12 protein-coding genes are annotated in these 13,975 nt (G+C 56.0%); 8 read left to right on the forward strand and 4 right to left on the reverse strand.

Annotation, left to right across the window (positions count from 1 at the left end; genetic code table 11):
• Positions 1-79 precede the first annotated feature (79 nt).
• Genes FFI95_RS04255 through FFI95_RS04275 form a run of 5 tightly spaced genes read left to right on the forward strand, consistent with a single transcriptional unit; the run spans position 80 to position 8,512 of the window.
• Positions 80-1,168, forward strand: coding sequence for an efflux RND transporter periplasmic adaptor subunit (locus FFI95_RS04255; protein ID WP_246069378.1), 1,089 nt, complete (start codon positions 80-82; stop codon positions 1,166-1,168).
• Entirely contained in the window at positions 1,165-4,395 is a 3,231-nt protein-coding gene (locus FFI95_RS04260; RefSeq protein WP_144821136.1) for an efflux RND transporter permease subunit, read from the forward strand. The genes FFI95_RS04255 and FFI95_RS04260 overlap by 4 nt, the downstream gene beginning before the upstream one ends.
• A 30-nt stretch (positions 4,396-4,425) precedes the next feature.
• A complete protein-coding gene (locus tag FFI95_RS04265; protein ID WP_144821137.1) occupies positions 4,426-5,106 on the forward strand; it encodes an ABC transporter ATP-binding protein in 681 nt (226 codons plus the stop codon).
• Positions 5,103-7,418, forward strand: a complete 2,316-nt coding sequence (locus tag FFI95_RS04270) for an FtsX-like permease family protein (RefSeq protein WP_144821138.1) — start codon at positions 5,103-5,105, stop codon at positions 7,416-7,418. The genes FFI95_RS04265 and FFI95_RS04270 overlap by 4 nt, the downstream gene beginning before the upstream one ends.
• Entirely contained in the window at positions 7,415-8,512 is a 1,098-nt protein-coding gene (locus tag FFI95_RS04275) for a lipocalin-like domain-containing protein (protein WP_186311957.1), read from the forward strand. The genes FFI95_RS04270 and FFI95_RS04275 overlap by 4 nt, the downstream gene beginning before the upstream one ends.
• Here the strand turns inward: FFI95_RS04275 and FFI95_RS04280 are convergent.
• Positions 8,500-8,919, reverse strand: a complete 420-nt coding sequence (locus FFI95_RS04280; protein WP_144821139.1) for a YkvA family protein — start codon at positions 8,917-8,919, stop codon at positions 8,500-8,502. The two genes, FFI95_RS04275 and FFI95_RS04280, sit on opposite strands and share 13 nt — an antisense overlap.
• A 125-nt stretch (positions 8,920-9,044) precedes the next feature.
• Here FFI95_RS04280 and FFI95_RS04285 point away from each other — a divergent pair, with 125 nt between their 5' ends.
• Complete coding sequence (locus FFI95_RS04285) at positions 9,045-10,157, forward strand: S-(hydroxymethyl)glutathione dehydrogenase/class III alcohol dehydrogenase (protein WP_144821140.1); 1,113 nt, start codon at positions 9,045-9,047, stop codon at positions 10,155-10,157.
• 64 nt (positions 10,158-10,221) lie between these two features.
• On the opposite strand, the gene FFI95_RS04290 is transcribed toward FFI95_RS04285, so the two are convergent.
• Both FFI95_RS04290 and FFI95_RS04295 read right to left on the reverse strand, forming a co-directional pair.
• A complete protein-coding gene (locus tag FFI95_RS04290; RefSeq protein WP_144821141.1) occupies positions 10,222-11,121 on the reverse strand; it encodes an aspartyl/asparaginyl beta-hydroxylase domain-containing protein in 900 nt (299 codons plus the stop codon).
• Between the two features lie 186 nt (positions 11,122-11,307).
• Positions 11,308-11,991, reverse strand: a complete 684-nt coding sequence (locus FFI95_RS04295; protein ID WP_144821142.1) for a type 1 glutamine amidotransferase domain-containing protein — start codon at positions 11,989-11,991, stop codon at positions 11,308-11,310.
• Positions 11,992-12,103: 112 nt separating this feature from the next.
• On the opposite strand from FFI95_RS04295, the gene FFI95_RS04300 reads away from it, so the two are divergent.
• Positions 12,104-12,529 (forward strand): hotdog fold thioesterase, encoded by a 426-nt coding sequence (locus FFI95_RS04300; protein ID WP_144821143.1) that lies wholly within the window; start codon positions 12,104-12,106, stop codon positions 12,527-12,529.
• A 60-nt stretch (positions 12,530-12,589) separates the two neighbouring features.
• Here the strand turns inward: FFI95_RS04300 and FFI95_RS04305 are convergent, their stop codons facing one another.
• Positions 12,590-12,970 (reverse strand): rhodanese-like domain-containing protein, encoded by a 381-nt coding sequence (locus FFI95_RS04305; RefSeq protein ID WP_144821144.1) that lies wholly within the window; start codon positions 12,968-12,970, stop codon positions 12,590-12,592.
• A gap of 112 nt (positions 12,971-13,082) precedes the next feature.
• On the opposite strand from FFI95_RS04305, the gene rarD reads away from it, so the two are divergent.
• The gene (gene rarD, locus FFI95_RS04310) at positions 13,083-13,973 is read left to right on the forward strand and encodes an EamA family transporter RarD (RefSeq protein WP_144821145.1); all 891 of its coding nucleotides are present in this window, start codon (positions 13,083-13,085) and stop codon (positions 13,971-13,973) included.
• The last annotated feature ends 2 nt before the right edge of the window (positions 13,974-13,975 follow it).

Raw genomic sequence — 13,975 nt, forward strand, 5'->3', positions numbered from 1 at the left:
CTCGCGTTGGTCTGTCTTACACCAGGGTATATTGATAATCTGGTGTTATTAACTAATAACTGTTTTTCGGGGGTGACTGATGATGAAACCTAAGGCTGTGCTGGGTGCGCTCCTGCTCCTGGTTATTTTTTCGGAACCAGCATTGGCAACAGAGGCAGCAGTCACCCCGGAAACTGTGTCTGTTGAGCGCCTGGCATTACCGGAAACGCTGGTTCTTGATGGCCTGATCGAGGCAGTTCAGCAGAGCACCGTGTCCGCCCAGACCAGTGGCACAGTGCAGAAACTGCCGTTCGATGTAGATGATTCGGTAGCCGCAGGAGATCTGATTGTTCAGCTGGAAAGCAGTGAACAGCGCTCCCGGGTTAACCAGGCACAGGGTGGCCGGGATGAAGCGCAGGCCTCTCTTGACGATGCCCGGCAGCAGTTTGAACGGGTGAGCACGTTACATGAGCGTGCACTGGTTTCCCGGCAGGAGCTTGACCGTGCCCGGAATAACCTGGCGGGTGCCAGGGCGCGTCTTGAGCGTGCAGAAGCGGCTCTGGCAGAAGCCAGAGAGCAGCTGAGCTATACCCGGATAGTTGCACCCTATGGCGGCATACTGACTGAGCGCCACGTGGAACTTGGCGAGTCTGTCAGTCCGGGGCAGCCTTTGCTCAGTGGTCTGACCCTGGAGCAGCTTCGCGTTGTTGTGGATTTGCCGCAACAATACGCGGACCTTGCCCGGCGTGACCGTCAGGCGAAAGTTACCCTAGCCGATGGCCGGGTACTGCAAACGGGTGCGATGACGTTTTACCCGTACGCCGACCCTGCCACCCATACCTTCCGGTTACGAATGCGCCTCAATGAACCAAACGGATCCTTGTTTCCGGGCATGTTGGTGAAAGTCGACATTCCGGTTGCCTGGCGGGAGGCACTCTGGATACCAGAAGGCAGTCTGGTGCAGCGCAGTGAGCTGAGGGCGGTGTTTGTGCTGGATGACAACGGCCAGCCACGACTGCGCCAGGTGCGTACCGGAACGCATCAGGACGGCCGGCTGGAAGTGCTGGCTGGCCTGAACGAGGGCGAAAAAGTGGTTCTTTACCCGGGCAAACTGGTCGGTTCAGAACGCCTGAACCTTTCAGCTGCCTCAGAAGCGGATGGTCATTCGGATGAGGAGGCAGGGAATTGAGTCGTAAACTGCCTCCGGTCGGCCCCTCTGGTGCTATTGCCCGGGTTTTTCAGGATAATCATTTAACGCCTCTGTTGGCTCTGCTGGCCATTATTCTTGGTGTGCTTGCCGTGGTTGTAACACCGAAAGAAGAAGAGCCACAGATCGACGTGACCATGGCGGATATCATGGTGGCCTTTCCCGGAGCCAGTACCCAGGAAGTGGAAAGCGCTATTAGCACCCCGGCTGAGCAGGTGATGAGTGAGATTTCCGGGGTTGAGCACGTATTTTCTGTATCCCGTCAGGGGCAGGCGGTGATTACCGTGCAGTTTGAAGTCGGCATTCCGCGGCAGGAAGCGCTTGTGCGACTTTATAACCAGGTGTATTCCAATCAGGATTGGCTGCCCCGGGATCTTGGCGCTACGCAACCGGTCGTCAAGCCCAAGGGCATTGATGATGTGCCGGTTATGACACTGACTTTATATGATCCGGTTAACGGGCATACCGGAGAAGAGCTGACCCGGTTGGCCCATATGCTTGAGGTGGCACTTAAACGGGTGCCCGGAACCCGGGATGTTTACACCGTGGGTGGTATTCCGGATCGGGTGGATATTCAGTTTGACCCGGCTCTGCTGGCAGGATTCAACCTGACCCTGAGTGATATTCGTGATGCCCTGAAAGCGGCAAATGCAAGCAGTCAGGAAGTCCGCGTTACTCGCGATAACCTCTCTATCCCGGTTCAGGCGGGAACGTTGCTGGAAAGCGTCGAAGATGTTCGCCAGCTGGTTGTAGGCATGCAGAACGGCGCGGCCGTTTATCTGGATGATGTGGCCCGGGTCCGCCGCGGCGGCACGGCACCCGACCAGAGTGTAATGACGGGTTTCGGGCCAGCGGCAAAGGCAGAAGGCGCCGGCAGGCCCGGAGAAGTGTTTCCGGCGGTGACGCTGGCCGTGGCGAAAAAGTCCGGACAAAACGCTGTGGATATTACCACAGCAATTGCGGAGCGGCTGGAGCAGATTCGCAACCGTGCTCTGCCGGAAGGTATAGAGGTGATCGTGACCCGGGATTACGGCGACACAGCCTCTGCCAAGGCCCGCAAGCTTATTACCGACCTGATATCCGCCACACTGAGCGTTGTGTTGCTGGTGCTGTTGGCAATGGGGTGGCGCCAGGCCCTGATTGTCGGCATCGCCGTATTGATAACACTGCTGCTGACACTGGTGTTCTCATGGGCCTGGGGCTTTACATTAAACCGGGTATCGCTTTTCGCATTGATTTTCTCCATCGGCATTCTGGTGGATGACGGCATTGTGATTACCGAGAACATCAACCGCCGGATTCGTACTTCCAGCCACGCTTTGAAAGACATTATTCCGGTTGCTGTAGATGAAGTAGGTACCCCTACGATCATGGCCAGCCTTACAATAATGGCGGCTCTGCTACCCATGGCTTTTGTAACCGGCCTTATGGGTCCCTACATGAGCCCGATACCCATCAACGCCTCCGCTGGCATGGTGTGGTCCCAGATCGTTGCCTTTGTCGTTGCGCCCTGGCTGGCATTCCGGCTGCTGAAGCGAAGAAAGGGTGAAGCGGCCACTGAGTCAGACGAAGCAGGCAGCTCTGCAGATGGCGTCGGCTCCATACCGCTGAAAATTTTCGGGAGCATCATTACGCCATTTTTAGGCGATCACCGCTGGCGTCGCCGCGTGCTTGCGCTGGGTGTACTCCTGCTGACGCTGGCAGCCGCCTCTTTGCCGGTGTTTCAGGCAGTTATCATGAAAATGCTGCCTTTTGATAATAAATCGGAAATGCAGGTTGTAGTGGATATGCCGGAGCGGGCACCGGTTGAGCAGACTCAGCGGGTGCTGATGGAAATGGGGCATTATCTGGAAAGCGTTGAAGAGGTAACCAGCTGGCAGACCTATGCCGGTACTGCTGCGCCTATAAACTTCAATGGCCTGGTGCGCCAGTATTACCTGCGCAGTGATCCGTATCAGGGCGATATCCAGATCAATCTCAGCAGTGAAGAAAACAGATCCCGGCCATCCCACGACATAGCTCAGGCATTACGGGCTCCGCTGACTGCCATCGGTAATCGTTACGATGCCAGCGTTAAAATTGTCGAAGTGCCGCCCGGGCCGCCGGTATTGTCACCTGTGGTGGCGGAAATTTACGGTGCAGATGCAGAGCAGCGAGCCAGCCTGGCGCGCTCGGTCGCGGCCGGGATGGCTGAGGTGCAGGGGCTGGTGGACATTGATACCACGCTGGAAGCGCCTACCCGGCAATGGGAAATTGAAGTGGATCGCGCCCGGGCAGCTCGCTTTGGCGTCTCTCAGGCCCAGGTTGTAGACGCTTTACAGATGGCGCTCGGGGGCATGAATGTCAGCTTTCTGCACGATGATCACGCTAAATACCCGGTGCCTATCCGGGTCACGCTTGATGATGCAGGCAAGGCTCAGCCATCGGTACTTATGTCTTTGAAGGTGCGCAGCCGCAACGGTAATCTGGTCTCTCTGGCCAGTATTGCCCGGGTACGTGAAGCGGACTGGATGGGGGCCATTTACCACAAGAACCTGCTGCCGGTGACTTACGTAACCGCTGATATGGCGGGTGAGGTGGATTCGCCCCTGTACGGCATGTTCGCCATGGTTTCACGCCTGAAGCAACAGGAAAGCGCGCCGGAGCAGTACTTTATTGATCAGCCGCCGGTACCCGAGAAAGGTACACTCAAATGGGACGGCGAGTGGCAGATTACCTATGAGACTTTCCGCGACATGGGCGCCGCCTACAGTGTGGGAGTCTTCATGATATTTGTATTGCTGGTGGCGCAGTTCCGCTCATACATCCTGCCATTGGTCATTATGGCACCTATTCCGTTGACCCTGATTGGTATTATGCCCGGGCATGCGCTGCTTGGCCGGGAGTTTACCGCGACCAGCATGATTGGCATGATTGCTCTGGCAGGCATTATCGTGCGTAACTCCATTTTGCTGGTGGTTTTTATCCGACAGCTTCTGGAAGAGGGTGTTGAGCTGGACCGTGCGGTGGTTCTGGCGGCTGCTGTGCGTATCAAGCCGATAGCTCTGACGGCTGTGTCGGCAATGGTAGGCGCTTACTTTATTCTGGACGACCCGATCTTCAACGGCCTTGCCATCTCGCTGGTGTTCGGGCTAGCTCTCTCTACACTGCTGACTGTTGTAGTGGTGCCATTGCTGTATTACTCGCTTGCCCGGCGGAAATGGGTCTAGTATCACCAGTACCAAAAGGAGGGCGCATAAGTGACAGATTCACTACTGGCTGTGCGTGGCCTGAGCAAGCATTTTATCAGTGGCAATGAGACGGTTCCGGTAATTGAGAAGCTGTCGTTTACGCTCGGACAGGGCCAGTCACTGGCACTGACTGGCCGTTCCGGCTCCGGGAAAAGCACGCTGCTGAATCTGCTGTGTGGTCTTGAGTGGCCGGATACCGGCACCATTGTTATGCAGGAGCAGGTGTTTGATGCTGGCCGCGCGCGAGGGCGAGGCACCACCGAGGCCTGGTCGGCCTTGCGCCGGCAACATATTGGTGTGGTATTTCAGGAAGCGAACCTGATGCCCGCCCTGTCGCTGCTGGACAATGTGCGGTTCCGGGCCCGGCTTGCAGGCCGGGACCCGAAAAACAGCGAAGACTGGCTTACGCGCCTGGATATAAGTGAGCTGGCCGGGCGTTATCCGGACCAGGTATCCGGGGGCCAGCGTCAGCGTGCGGCGCTGGCAATGGTGTTTGCCATGGAACCGGCGTTGATTCTGGCAGACGAACCTACCGGGAGTCTTGATCGCCACACATCCGATGAGGTTATCCGGGAGCTGTTCAGTCTTCAGGTCCGCTATGGCTGCAGTCTGGTTCTGGCAACTCACGATGCCGAGCTGGCGGACAGCTGCCAGCACCACCTGGATCTTGGCCACCTGAGTGGCGTATGACGGGTATCCGGTCACTTTATCAGCGCTTCTGCCGTACGTTGTTATTGCCCTGGGCCTTACTCAGTCATTACCGTCGGCATCCCTGGCAGCTGGCTGCGCTGGCCGTCATGATCCTTGTTGCCACCATGTTGTGGACCGGAGTAAGCCACCTGACCAGTCAGGCCCGGGCAAGCCTGGATCAGAGTGAGCAGGCCGTCGCGGAGCGGCAACAGGTGGTCCGGCATGATGGTCAGGCGCTGCGAACAGACGATTTTGTGTCACTGCGCCTGGCGGGCGTGTGTGTTATGCCCTGGCTGGAGGTTACGCCGGAAGCCGGAAACCGCCTGATTGGGATAGACCCACTGGCCGCCCGCTGTTTTGGTGACGGGGCCGAAGCGCCGGGCAGCTGGGAGCAGCCTCTGGATGGCAGACCCTTTGTGGATATTCACGCTGCCGCCACTACTGACGGAATCAGGGAAAGCCAGCTATCTCTGCTGGTGTCCGACACCACCCGGGCGGAAGCTCTTCCCCCGGCTTACCAGTTGCGACGTTTTTCCGCAGGTCCGGATACCGGCGAACTGGGAGACAGTTTTCTGCTCAATCTCGAAGCCCTGGGCATACTGGTGTTACTGATCGCAGCGCTGCTATTGCGGAGTGTGTACCTGCTGGGTCTGACGCAGCGCCGGAACAGTTTTGCCTTGTTGCACCGTTTTGGTGTGTCGCCGGATCGGGTCCAGCGTTGGCTAATGCTCGAGACGTTTGTGCTGGCGCTGATATGCGTTGTGCCTGGCGTCTGGCTGGGGCGCTGGCTGGCTGCGGGACTGGGCAGTGGTTTCGGAGAAGCCCTGGACAACCTGTTTGATATTCCTCTTTATGCCGGCCAGGGTCAGAGTTGGTTAACGCCGGCCTTGGTTATGCTGGCGGTGGTGAAGGTCGCCTCTCTGGGGGATTGGCTATGGCTCAGATTTCGCCAGCGCCTTTTTGTCCCGGCACCTGTATGGGCGGGTGTGGCAGCGATGCTGTTGCTGGCGGGCCTGGTTCTGGCGTGGCTGGGTCCGTCCCTGTTCTGGGTATTTGCAGCCGTTGCTCTGGTGTTTGCCGGGGTTGGCTGGCTGACTCCGGTGGCCGTTGCGCGTCTTGCGCACTGGCAGGCGTTTCGCTCAGAGGCGCCTCTCGTGCGGTGGCGATACCGGGAGCTTGCGGTTCTGGTCCGGCGCCTGACCCTACCGCTGGTCGCCCTGCAGTTTGCTTTAGCCATGGTGCTGGCGGTTCAGGCGCTGGTCACCACATTTGAAGACACCTTTGATCACTGGCTGGAGCAACGGCTCGCAGCTGCCTATTACATTGATGTGCCTGCAGGCAGCGACAGCGATGAAGTTGCCAACTGGCTTGCAGGCCAGCAAACAGAGACGCCCGGCATGGAGTGGCATCGGGTTGTTCGTGGCCACGCGGATTTTGTCGACGCTGGCAAGGCGGATGGTCAGCAAGTCGACGTATATGCGCTCGCCCCGGTCAGTTCACTGGTTCGCGGGTGGGAGTTTCTGGAGGCAACAGCACGGCCCTGGGAACACCTGGCTGCCGGTGAGGGGGCGCTGATTAATGAGCAGCTGGCGCGCCGGGAAGAGGTCGGGGCGGGCCGCACCATACAGCTGGACTTTGGCGGGCAGTCCTTAACCCTGCCGGTGGTGGGTGTTTATCCGGACTATGGTCGCCCAGTGGGCGAGGTCCTGCTGAATGCTGACAGCTTGCCCGACCAATTCACCCCCCGTTCAGAAAGTTACGCCATAACGCCGGGGGTGCCCGGCATCGGCCCGGTGGTCGAGGCATTTCATCAGATCTGGGGTGTACAGAGCTTACCCATGCGCGACAGTGATACGGTCCGGGAGCTGGCTACTGGTGTGTTTGACCAGACATTTGCACTCACACGTGCAATGACGCTGCTGACCCTGGTGCTGGCAGCATCGTCCTTGCTGATGATGGGATGGGTGTTTTTCTCTGCCCGGGCCTGGTATTTCCGGCTGCTTGAGGTTTGGGGAATGCCAAAACCTCAGGTTGCAGCTCAACTGGTACGGTTATCGCTGATGCTGACAGGTGGTATTGCCGTGCTGGCACTGCCTTTGGGTATCTGGTTGACCTGGGTGTTGGTACACCGGATTAACCCTCTGGCGTTTGGCTGGTCGTTACCCATGGCGGTGTACCCGGTATTCTGGCTTGAGCTTGGCCTTCTCAGCCTGATTATCGGGCTAAGTATTGCTGTACTTATGCGCCGGCAGCTTGGCCGGCCAGGCGTTGCCCCTGTGTCTGCCAACACTCTGGCTGGAGGTGAGCGATGATCCGGTACATGGGTTTCATACTGCTTTCAGGCCTGCTCGCAGGCTGCTCCGGCGATGCCGGAGATGACGGTTTTGCCGGTCTGGCGGGACTTGAGCGAGGGGGTGGAGCAAACGCTTCCGCCGAAGTGGACTATTTGCAGCCGGGCCCGGAAACGTCGTTGAATTTTCCTGAGGATTTCGGTCCACACCCCCAGCACCGCATTGAATGGTGGTACCTCACGGCAAACCTGAAAACCGAGTCGGGAGAGCCCCTAGGATTACAGTGGACACAATTCCGTCAGGCGCTTCAGCCCAGAGCCAAAGCCGAATCTGCCCCTGCGGCCGCAGACTGGCCACTGCAGGCTGCCTGGATGGCGCACGCAGCCGTGAGCTGGAGAGGAAGCCATCACTTTGCCGAAAAGCTGGCCCGTGGCGATATAGGACATGCAGGTGCCACGGCCGTTCCGTTTCAGGTGTGGCTGGATAACTGGCGCCTGAGCGGACAACCCGACAGCAACCTTTGGCGGCTTCAGGTCAGCGATGATGATTTGAGCTACGACCTGACCCTGCGGATCAAAGGCGCGCCCATAGGCCATGGGGAGCAGGGGTTCAGTGCCAAGTCTGCCGGTGGCGAAGGCTCGATGTACTTCAGCCTGGTCGATATCGCCATTACCGGTGAGGTAACAATGAATAATGAAACCCTGGCCGTCAGCGGCAAAGGCTGGTTTGACCGGGAGTGGAGCAGCCAGCTGTTGAAAACCGGGCAGAAGGGCTGGGACTGGTTTGCGCTGCACCTGGACAGTGGCGATAAACTGATGGCGTTTCGTCTGCGGGATGACAGCGGCAGCTTCCGGTCTGGTACCTGGATTCCGGCAGAAGGCACTCCGGCGCCTTTAACGGCAGACAAGCTGAATCTGAAAATGCTGGAAACACGGGAGGGTGTACCTGTGCGCTGGCAGCTACGGGTCCCTGCGTATCAGGTCAACCTGGAGTTGCTGGCACCCCCGGGTAATTACACCAACCCGGGGCTATACCCGTACTGGGAGAGTGCTGTCGACATTTCCGGCAGTCATCAGGGTGTCGGCTATATGGAACTGACCGGCTACAGTGACTGAGCGGTTTGTCTCTTCGACTCTTCCAGTTCTTTCCAGGCCGCATACCGGTGCAGGTCGGATTCAACCCATTTCAGACACAGGGCAACCACACCGGCATCGTCCAGAAAACCCACGCCAATAATCAGGTCGGGGATTAAATCCAGAGGGTTCATTACATAAATAAGTGTGCCCGCCACGGCGGCAATGCTTTTCCAGGGGATGTCCCTGTAGCTGCCATTCCAGTAATCCCGGAGCATGGAGAACATCAGCTTTATATCGGCACTGAAGCGTTTCAGTTTGCCGCTGCCTTTGACCTTGTCCTCAATAGCCTGTTGCCGTTCCAGCAGTGTTTTCAGGTCGGCAGGGCTTACTCTGGCTGCTTCAGCGCTTAACTGTTTCCGGGCATACTTTTGGCTGAAAAAGGCCATAAACCAGTGTCCTCTCTTGATGAAACAGGTCAGGCGGCAGGCAGGCCGGCGCTGTTGTTCAATGATACAGTAACGATTATAAGGCCTGTAACGCCTTTGCCAAAACGAATCAGAGGAGATTCAGAATGATTAAATCCCGTGCTGCCGTAGCTTTTGAAGCCAACAAACCGCTGGAAATCGTTGAGGTTGATGTCGCACCGCCCCAGAAGGGTGAAGTTTTGGTTCGCATTGTGGCAACGGGCGTCTGCCATACAGACGCCTACACCCTGTCCGGTGCCGATCCGGAAGGCCTTTTCCCAACCATTCTCGGGCATGAAGGGGGCGGCATTGTTGAAGCCCTGGGTGAAGGTGTCACCGGCCTTGAGGTCGGGGATCACGTCATTCCACTGTATACCGCTGAATGTGGCAAGTGTAAATTCTGTACCTCCGGAAAGACCAACCTGTGCGGCTCTGTGCGTGAAACCCAGGGTAAGGGTGTGATGCCGGATGGCACATCACGGTTTTCATACAAAGGCGAGCCGCTGTACCACTACATGGGGTGTTCCACCTTCTCTGAATACACGGTTCTGCCCGAAGTTTCTCTGGCAAAAATCCCGAAAGAAGCACCCCTGGATAAAGTGTGCCTGTTGGGCTGTGGCGTCACCACGGGTATTGGCGCCGTCCTGAACACTGCTAAAGTCGAAGAAGGCGCAACCGTTGCTATCTTTGGCCTGGGTGGTATCGGGCTGGCCGCGATCATTGGCGCCAAAATGGCCAAGGCCGGCCGTATCATTGCCATCGACATAAACCCGGGTAAATTCGAGATTGCCGAGCAGCTGGGTGCCACCGACGTAGTTAACCCGAACGACTATGATAAGCCGATTCAGGAAGTTATTGTCGACATGACCGACGGCGGTGTGGATTACTCGTTCGAGTGTGTGGGCAACGTTCAGCTTATGCGTTCAGCACTGGAGTGCTGCCACAAGGGCTGGGGTGAATCCATCATTATCGGGGTTGCAGGTGCTGGCGAAGAAATCAGCACACGTCCATTCCAGCTGGTGACCGGTCGGGTCTGGAAAGGCTCTGCGTTCGGCGGTGTGAAAGGCCGTACAGAGTTGCCGGGTTATGTGGAAAAAGCCGAGAAGGGTGAGATTCCGCTGGATGTGTTCATTACCCACGAAATGAAGCTGGAAGACATCAACGAGGCGTTTGATCTGATGGATGAGGGTAAGAGCATTCGGTCTGTGGTGCACTACTGAGGTTGTTGGCACAATTTCAAACCCTGCAGGGGCACAGGTTCCACCGCGTCCCTGCAGGCATCTATCAGAAAAAGATCCAGTAAATCAGTAGCAGATACAGAATGTATTGCACTGCATAATACAGCGTGCGGTTAAAGCGTTTCAGCTTCTTACCCTGGTTGCGTACTTTTTGCACGCTGGCAAACATGCGATTGAGCAGGCCTACCTTGTCGCCCTCGATGTTTTTTGTTGCTGATGCTGCCAGTACTATCTTTGAAAACAGCTGATTAAACCAGTCGACTGGAGCAAAGGTGACTGGACGACGGATATCAAGAAACAAAATGATGCGATTGCTGTCGGTATTATTGGCGGCATAATGCAGATAGGTCTCATCAAACATTACAGCCTCGCCGTCGCGCCAGGCATACTTCTGGCCATCTACATTGATATAACAGTTGTCAGAGTTGGGCGTCACCAGTCCCAGATGGTAACGCAACGAACCTGCATAAGGGTCGCGATGCCTGACCAGTTTGGCACCGGGCGGCAGCATGGTAAACATGGCCCCTTTTACATCCGGTACCTCATTGATCAATTCCACCGTTCGTGGGCAAAGTAGGTTTGCCGAGGGCAGACTGGCGCCATACCATTTTAGATAAAAGCGCTTCCAACCGGTTTTGAAGAACGAGTTGAAGCCCAGGTCGTCCAGCTCGTCAGATGCTTTGATGTGAGTCTGAGCATTCAGGCTGACAGCTTCATCGCGTATCTCCTCCCAATGATCCTCAAACACTTTTAGCTGGGAAAACTGACGAGTATTGATAAACGGTTTATTGCCAACATCGGAGAAGAGATAAAACAGACAATTAACTGGTGCAAGCAGGTTGGAGTGATCCGTGATCTTGCGCGTTAGCCGTTCATGGTGGAGTTCGCCACGATTTTGAACGTAAACGGCACACACGATAAAAATTAAAAGTACGACGGGCCCCATAGCGGGATGTTCCTCCAATGTCTGGCTAATGATTTGCCGCTGATGGCGCTATTAAAATAGGAGGCGAAGTATATGGAAGGCGTTAGGGTGATTCAAATACAGAAATGCCGCCATGGTCGTCAGAAATACGGGAAAGAGTTTCCTCGGCCAGATAAGAAAGCCCGGCCGAGGTAGCAGGAGCGCTGGTTAGTCTTGTTGCAAGGCCTGCAGAACGGCTTTAGCTGTACCTTCTGATGATGCGGGGTTCTGACCGGTTATCAGCCTGCCATCCACCACAATATGAGGTTCCCAGTCGTTGCCCTTTGAGTAAGTGGCAGTGTTGTCCTTTAGCATGTCCTCAAGCAGGAAAGGGACGATCTGTGTAAGGCCGGCAGCTTCCTCCTCACTGTTACTGAAGCCGGTGACTTCGCGGCCACCAACCAGGTTCTGACCTGGTTTGATTTCAACATTTTTGAAAACAGCGGGTGCGTGACACACGGCACCAATCACCTTGTCTTGCTCGTAAGCGGCTTTGATCAGCGCCATGGATGTGTCGTTGTTAACCAGATCCCACAGCGGTCCGTGGCCACCCGGATAGAACACGGCATCAAATTCATTCATATCAACATCCGCCAGTTTTTTAGTGCTGGCGAGTGCTTCCCGGGCGTGGGCGTCTGACTCAAAACGGCGCGTGGTCTCTGTCAGAGCCTCGTTGGCCTCGCTGTTCGGATCAACCGGAGGCTGGCCACCCTTAGGCGAGGCAATGGTTATATTCGCCCCGGCATCGAGGAACACATAGTAAGGTGCAGTAAACTCTTCCAGCCAGAAGCCGGTTTTTTGTCCGGTATCGCCCATTTGGTCGTGGGAAGTAAGAACCATCAGGATCTTCATAGTGCCTGTCCTTCTGTCGTTGGGAAATGAGGGTCACCTGTTTTTACCAGACCTGTTATTCTCTCTGGTGCTGTTTGCGCATTAATTCAACCTCACAGGGAGTTTTTCCGACATGACAATCTGGACCCGTAAACCGGATCTTGAGAACCTGGCCAAAGCCAGTGAGAATACGGCCGTTAACCATTTGGGCATTGAGTACACTGAAATCGGTGATGATTACGTAACAGGTCGTATGCCGGTTGATGAACGCACGGTTCAGCCTTTTGGCATCCTCCATGGCGGTGCTTCTGTCGTTCTCGCAGAAACCCTGGGCAGTATGGCGGCAAACTGCTGCCTGAAAGATCCGGGCACAGTTGCTGTGGGGCTGGAAGTTAATGCGAACCACATCCGGCCGGCTACCAAGGGCTGGGTGTACGGAACAGCCAGGCCCATTCATATTGGCAGTGCCACCCAGGTGTGGGAAATCCGAGTTGAAAATGAGGAAGGTAAAACGACCTGCATCTCCCGCTTGACTATGGCCGTGACAAAGCGTCCATAGCTTTTGGCCGGGCCGGGGGGTAAAACCTGTCCGGCCCGGTTTCCGGACGTTTTAGAAGATTTATCCGAACGGTGGCAGTTCCCGCTTTGTTACTGGTTTGCCAGCTTCCTGCCAGGCGTCGAAGCCGCCTTCAATTGACTGGACGTGTTGATAGCCCATCTCCTGCAAGGCCTTCGCACTCAGTGCTGAGCGACCCGAGTTTTTGCAGTAAAGCACAATATTCATGCTCCGGTCTGCCAGAGCCGGATCGTTACTGAATTTGAATTCCAGCAGGCCGCGTGAAATATTAGTGGCCTGGGGAATGTGGCTCTGGCGATACTCGTCTCCATCACGAACATCCAGTAGCAGGTCCGCGGCCTGAATGGCACTCTCAGCCTTTTCCAGCGGGACTTCCTGAATATGCTGCTTCGCATCGGCAACAAAATCCTGGACTGTTTTCATGTGTGATGCTCCGTTGTTTATGGATGTTTGCCCAGATTAAGCCATATTGCCCGGGCGCGTCACCTGCCAGGTGCGCCACGTTTAACTCACCGCGTAAGAAGGAAGCTTGTAAATGGCCCAGCAGGAAGCCCGTAAGGGCGTTATGTATGGCTTGTCCGCCTATATTATGTGGGGCTGCTTCCCGTTGTATTTTGCCTTGTTTGACGGGGTGCCGGCCTGGGAAGTGTTGATTCACCGGGTGCTCTGGTCAAGTGTTTTTCTGGCGATTGTTATAACGTTTCTTAAGCGCTGGCAGCCGGTGAAAATGGCTCTGGCGCATCCGGAAAAGCTGGGATTTGTGTTGGGGTGTGCGGTGCTGATTGCGGTGAACTGGGGTGTTTATATTTACGCCGTGGAAAGCCGGCAGGTGCTTCAGGCCAGCCTGGGCTATTTCCTGACGCCTTTGGTAAACGTGGGTCTGGGAATGCTGGTTCTGAAAGAGACGATCAGCCGGTTGCAGATAGTTGCGGTAACACTGGCTACCATCGCCATTCTTTACCAGTTATTTTTGCTGGGTGTTGTGCCCTGGATAACCCTGGTACTGGCATTCAGTTTTGGAACCTACGGATTGCTCCGCAAAAAGGTGGCTCTGGACGGCCTTTCCGGTTTATTTGTAGAAACGCTGCTTTTGTTCCCGGTGGGCATGCTTGCACTGGCAGCGTTAAGCTATGCCGGCCTTTCTCATTTCACAGAAAACACAGCCACCATGCTCTTGCTGATTTCTTCCGGCATTGTCACGGCGATTCCTCTGCTGGCGTTTGCAGGGGCTGCCCGCAGACTGCGTCTGTCGACTGTGGGGTTTCTTATGTATATCAACCCGACGATCCAGTTCCTGATTGCGCTGCTGGTGTTCAGTGAGCCTCTGAGCCCGGAAAAACTGACGAGCTTCATCATGATATGGACCGCTCTGGCGATTTATTCATGGTCAGCCTGGAATGGTCGCAGTAAGACAGCGGCACAATAAGA

The organism is Marinobacter piscis (genome assembly GCF_007671655.1).
GTDB classification, from domain to species: Bacteria; Pseudomonadota; Gammaproteobacteria; order Pseudomonadales; family Oleiphilaceae; genus Marinobacter; species Marinobacter piscensis.

What these genes read in the sequence shown, in the direction of transcription:
- FFI95_RS04255 (WP_246069378.1), top strand. Translation starts at nt 80, where the DNA reads ATGATGAAACCTAAGGCTGTGCTGGGTGCGCTCCTGCTCCTGGTTATT.
- FFI95_RS04270 (WP_144821138.1), top strand. Translation starts at nt 5,103, where the DNA reads ATGACGGGTATCCGGTCACTTTATCAGCGCTTCTGCCGTACGTTGTTA.
- FFI95_RS04275 (WP_186311957.1), top strand. Translation starts at nt 7,415, where the DNA reads ATGATCCGGTACATGGGTTTCATACTGCTTTCAGGCCTGCTCGCAGGC.
- FFI95_RS04280 (WP_144821139.1), bottom strand. Translation starts at nt 8,919, where the DNA reads ATGGCCTTTTTCAGCCAAAAGTATGCCCGGAAACAGTTAAGCGCTGAA.
- FFI95_RS04285 (WP_144821140.1), top strand. Translation starts at nt 9,045, where the DNA reads ATGATTAAATCCCGTGCTGCCGTAGCTTTTGAAGCCAACAAACCGCTG.
- FFI95_RS04290 (WP_144821141.1), bottom strand. Translation starts at nt 11,121, where the DNA reads ATGGGGCCCGTCGTACTTTTAATTTTTATCGTGTGTGCCGTTTACGTT.
- FFI95_RS04295 (WP_144821142.1), bottom strand. Translation starts at nt 11,991, where the DNA reads ATGAAGATCCTGATGGTTCTTACTTCCCACGACCAAATGGGCGATACC.
- FFI95_RS04300 (WP_144821143.1), top strand. Translation starts at nt 12,104, where the DNA reads ATGACAATCTGGACCCGTAAACCGGATCTTGAGAACCTGGCCAAAGCC.
- FFI95_RS04305 (WP_144821144.1), bottom strand. Translation starts at nt 12,970, where the DNA reads ATGAAAACAGTCCAGGATTTTGTTGCCGATGCGAAGCAGCATATTCAG.
- rarD (WP_144821145.1), top strand. Translation starts at nt 13,083, where the DNA reads ATGGCCCAGCAGGAAGCCCGTAAGGGCGTTATGTATGGCTTGTCCGCC.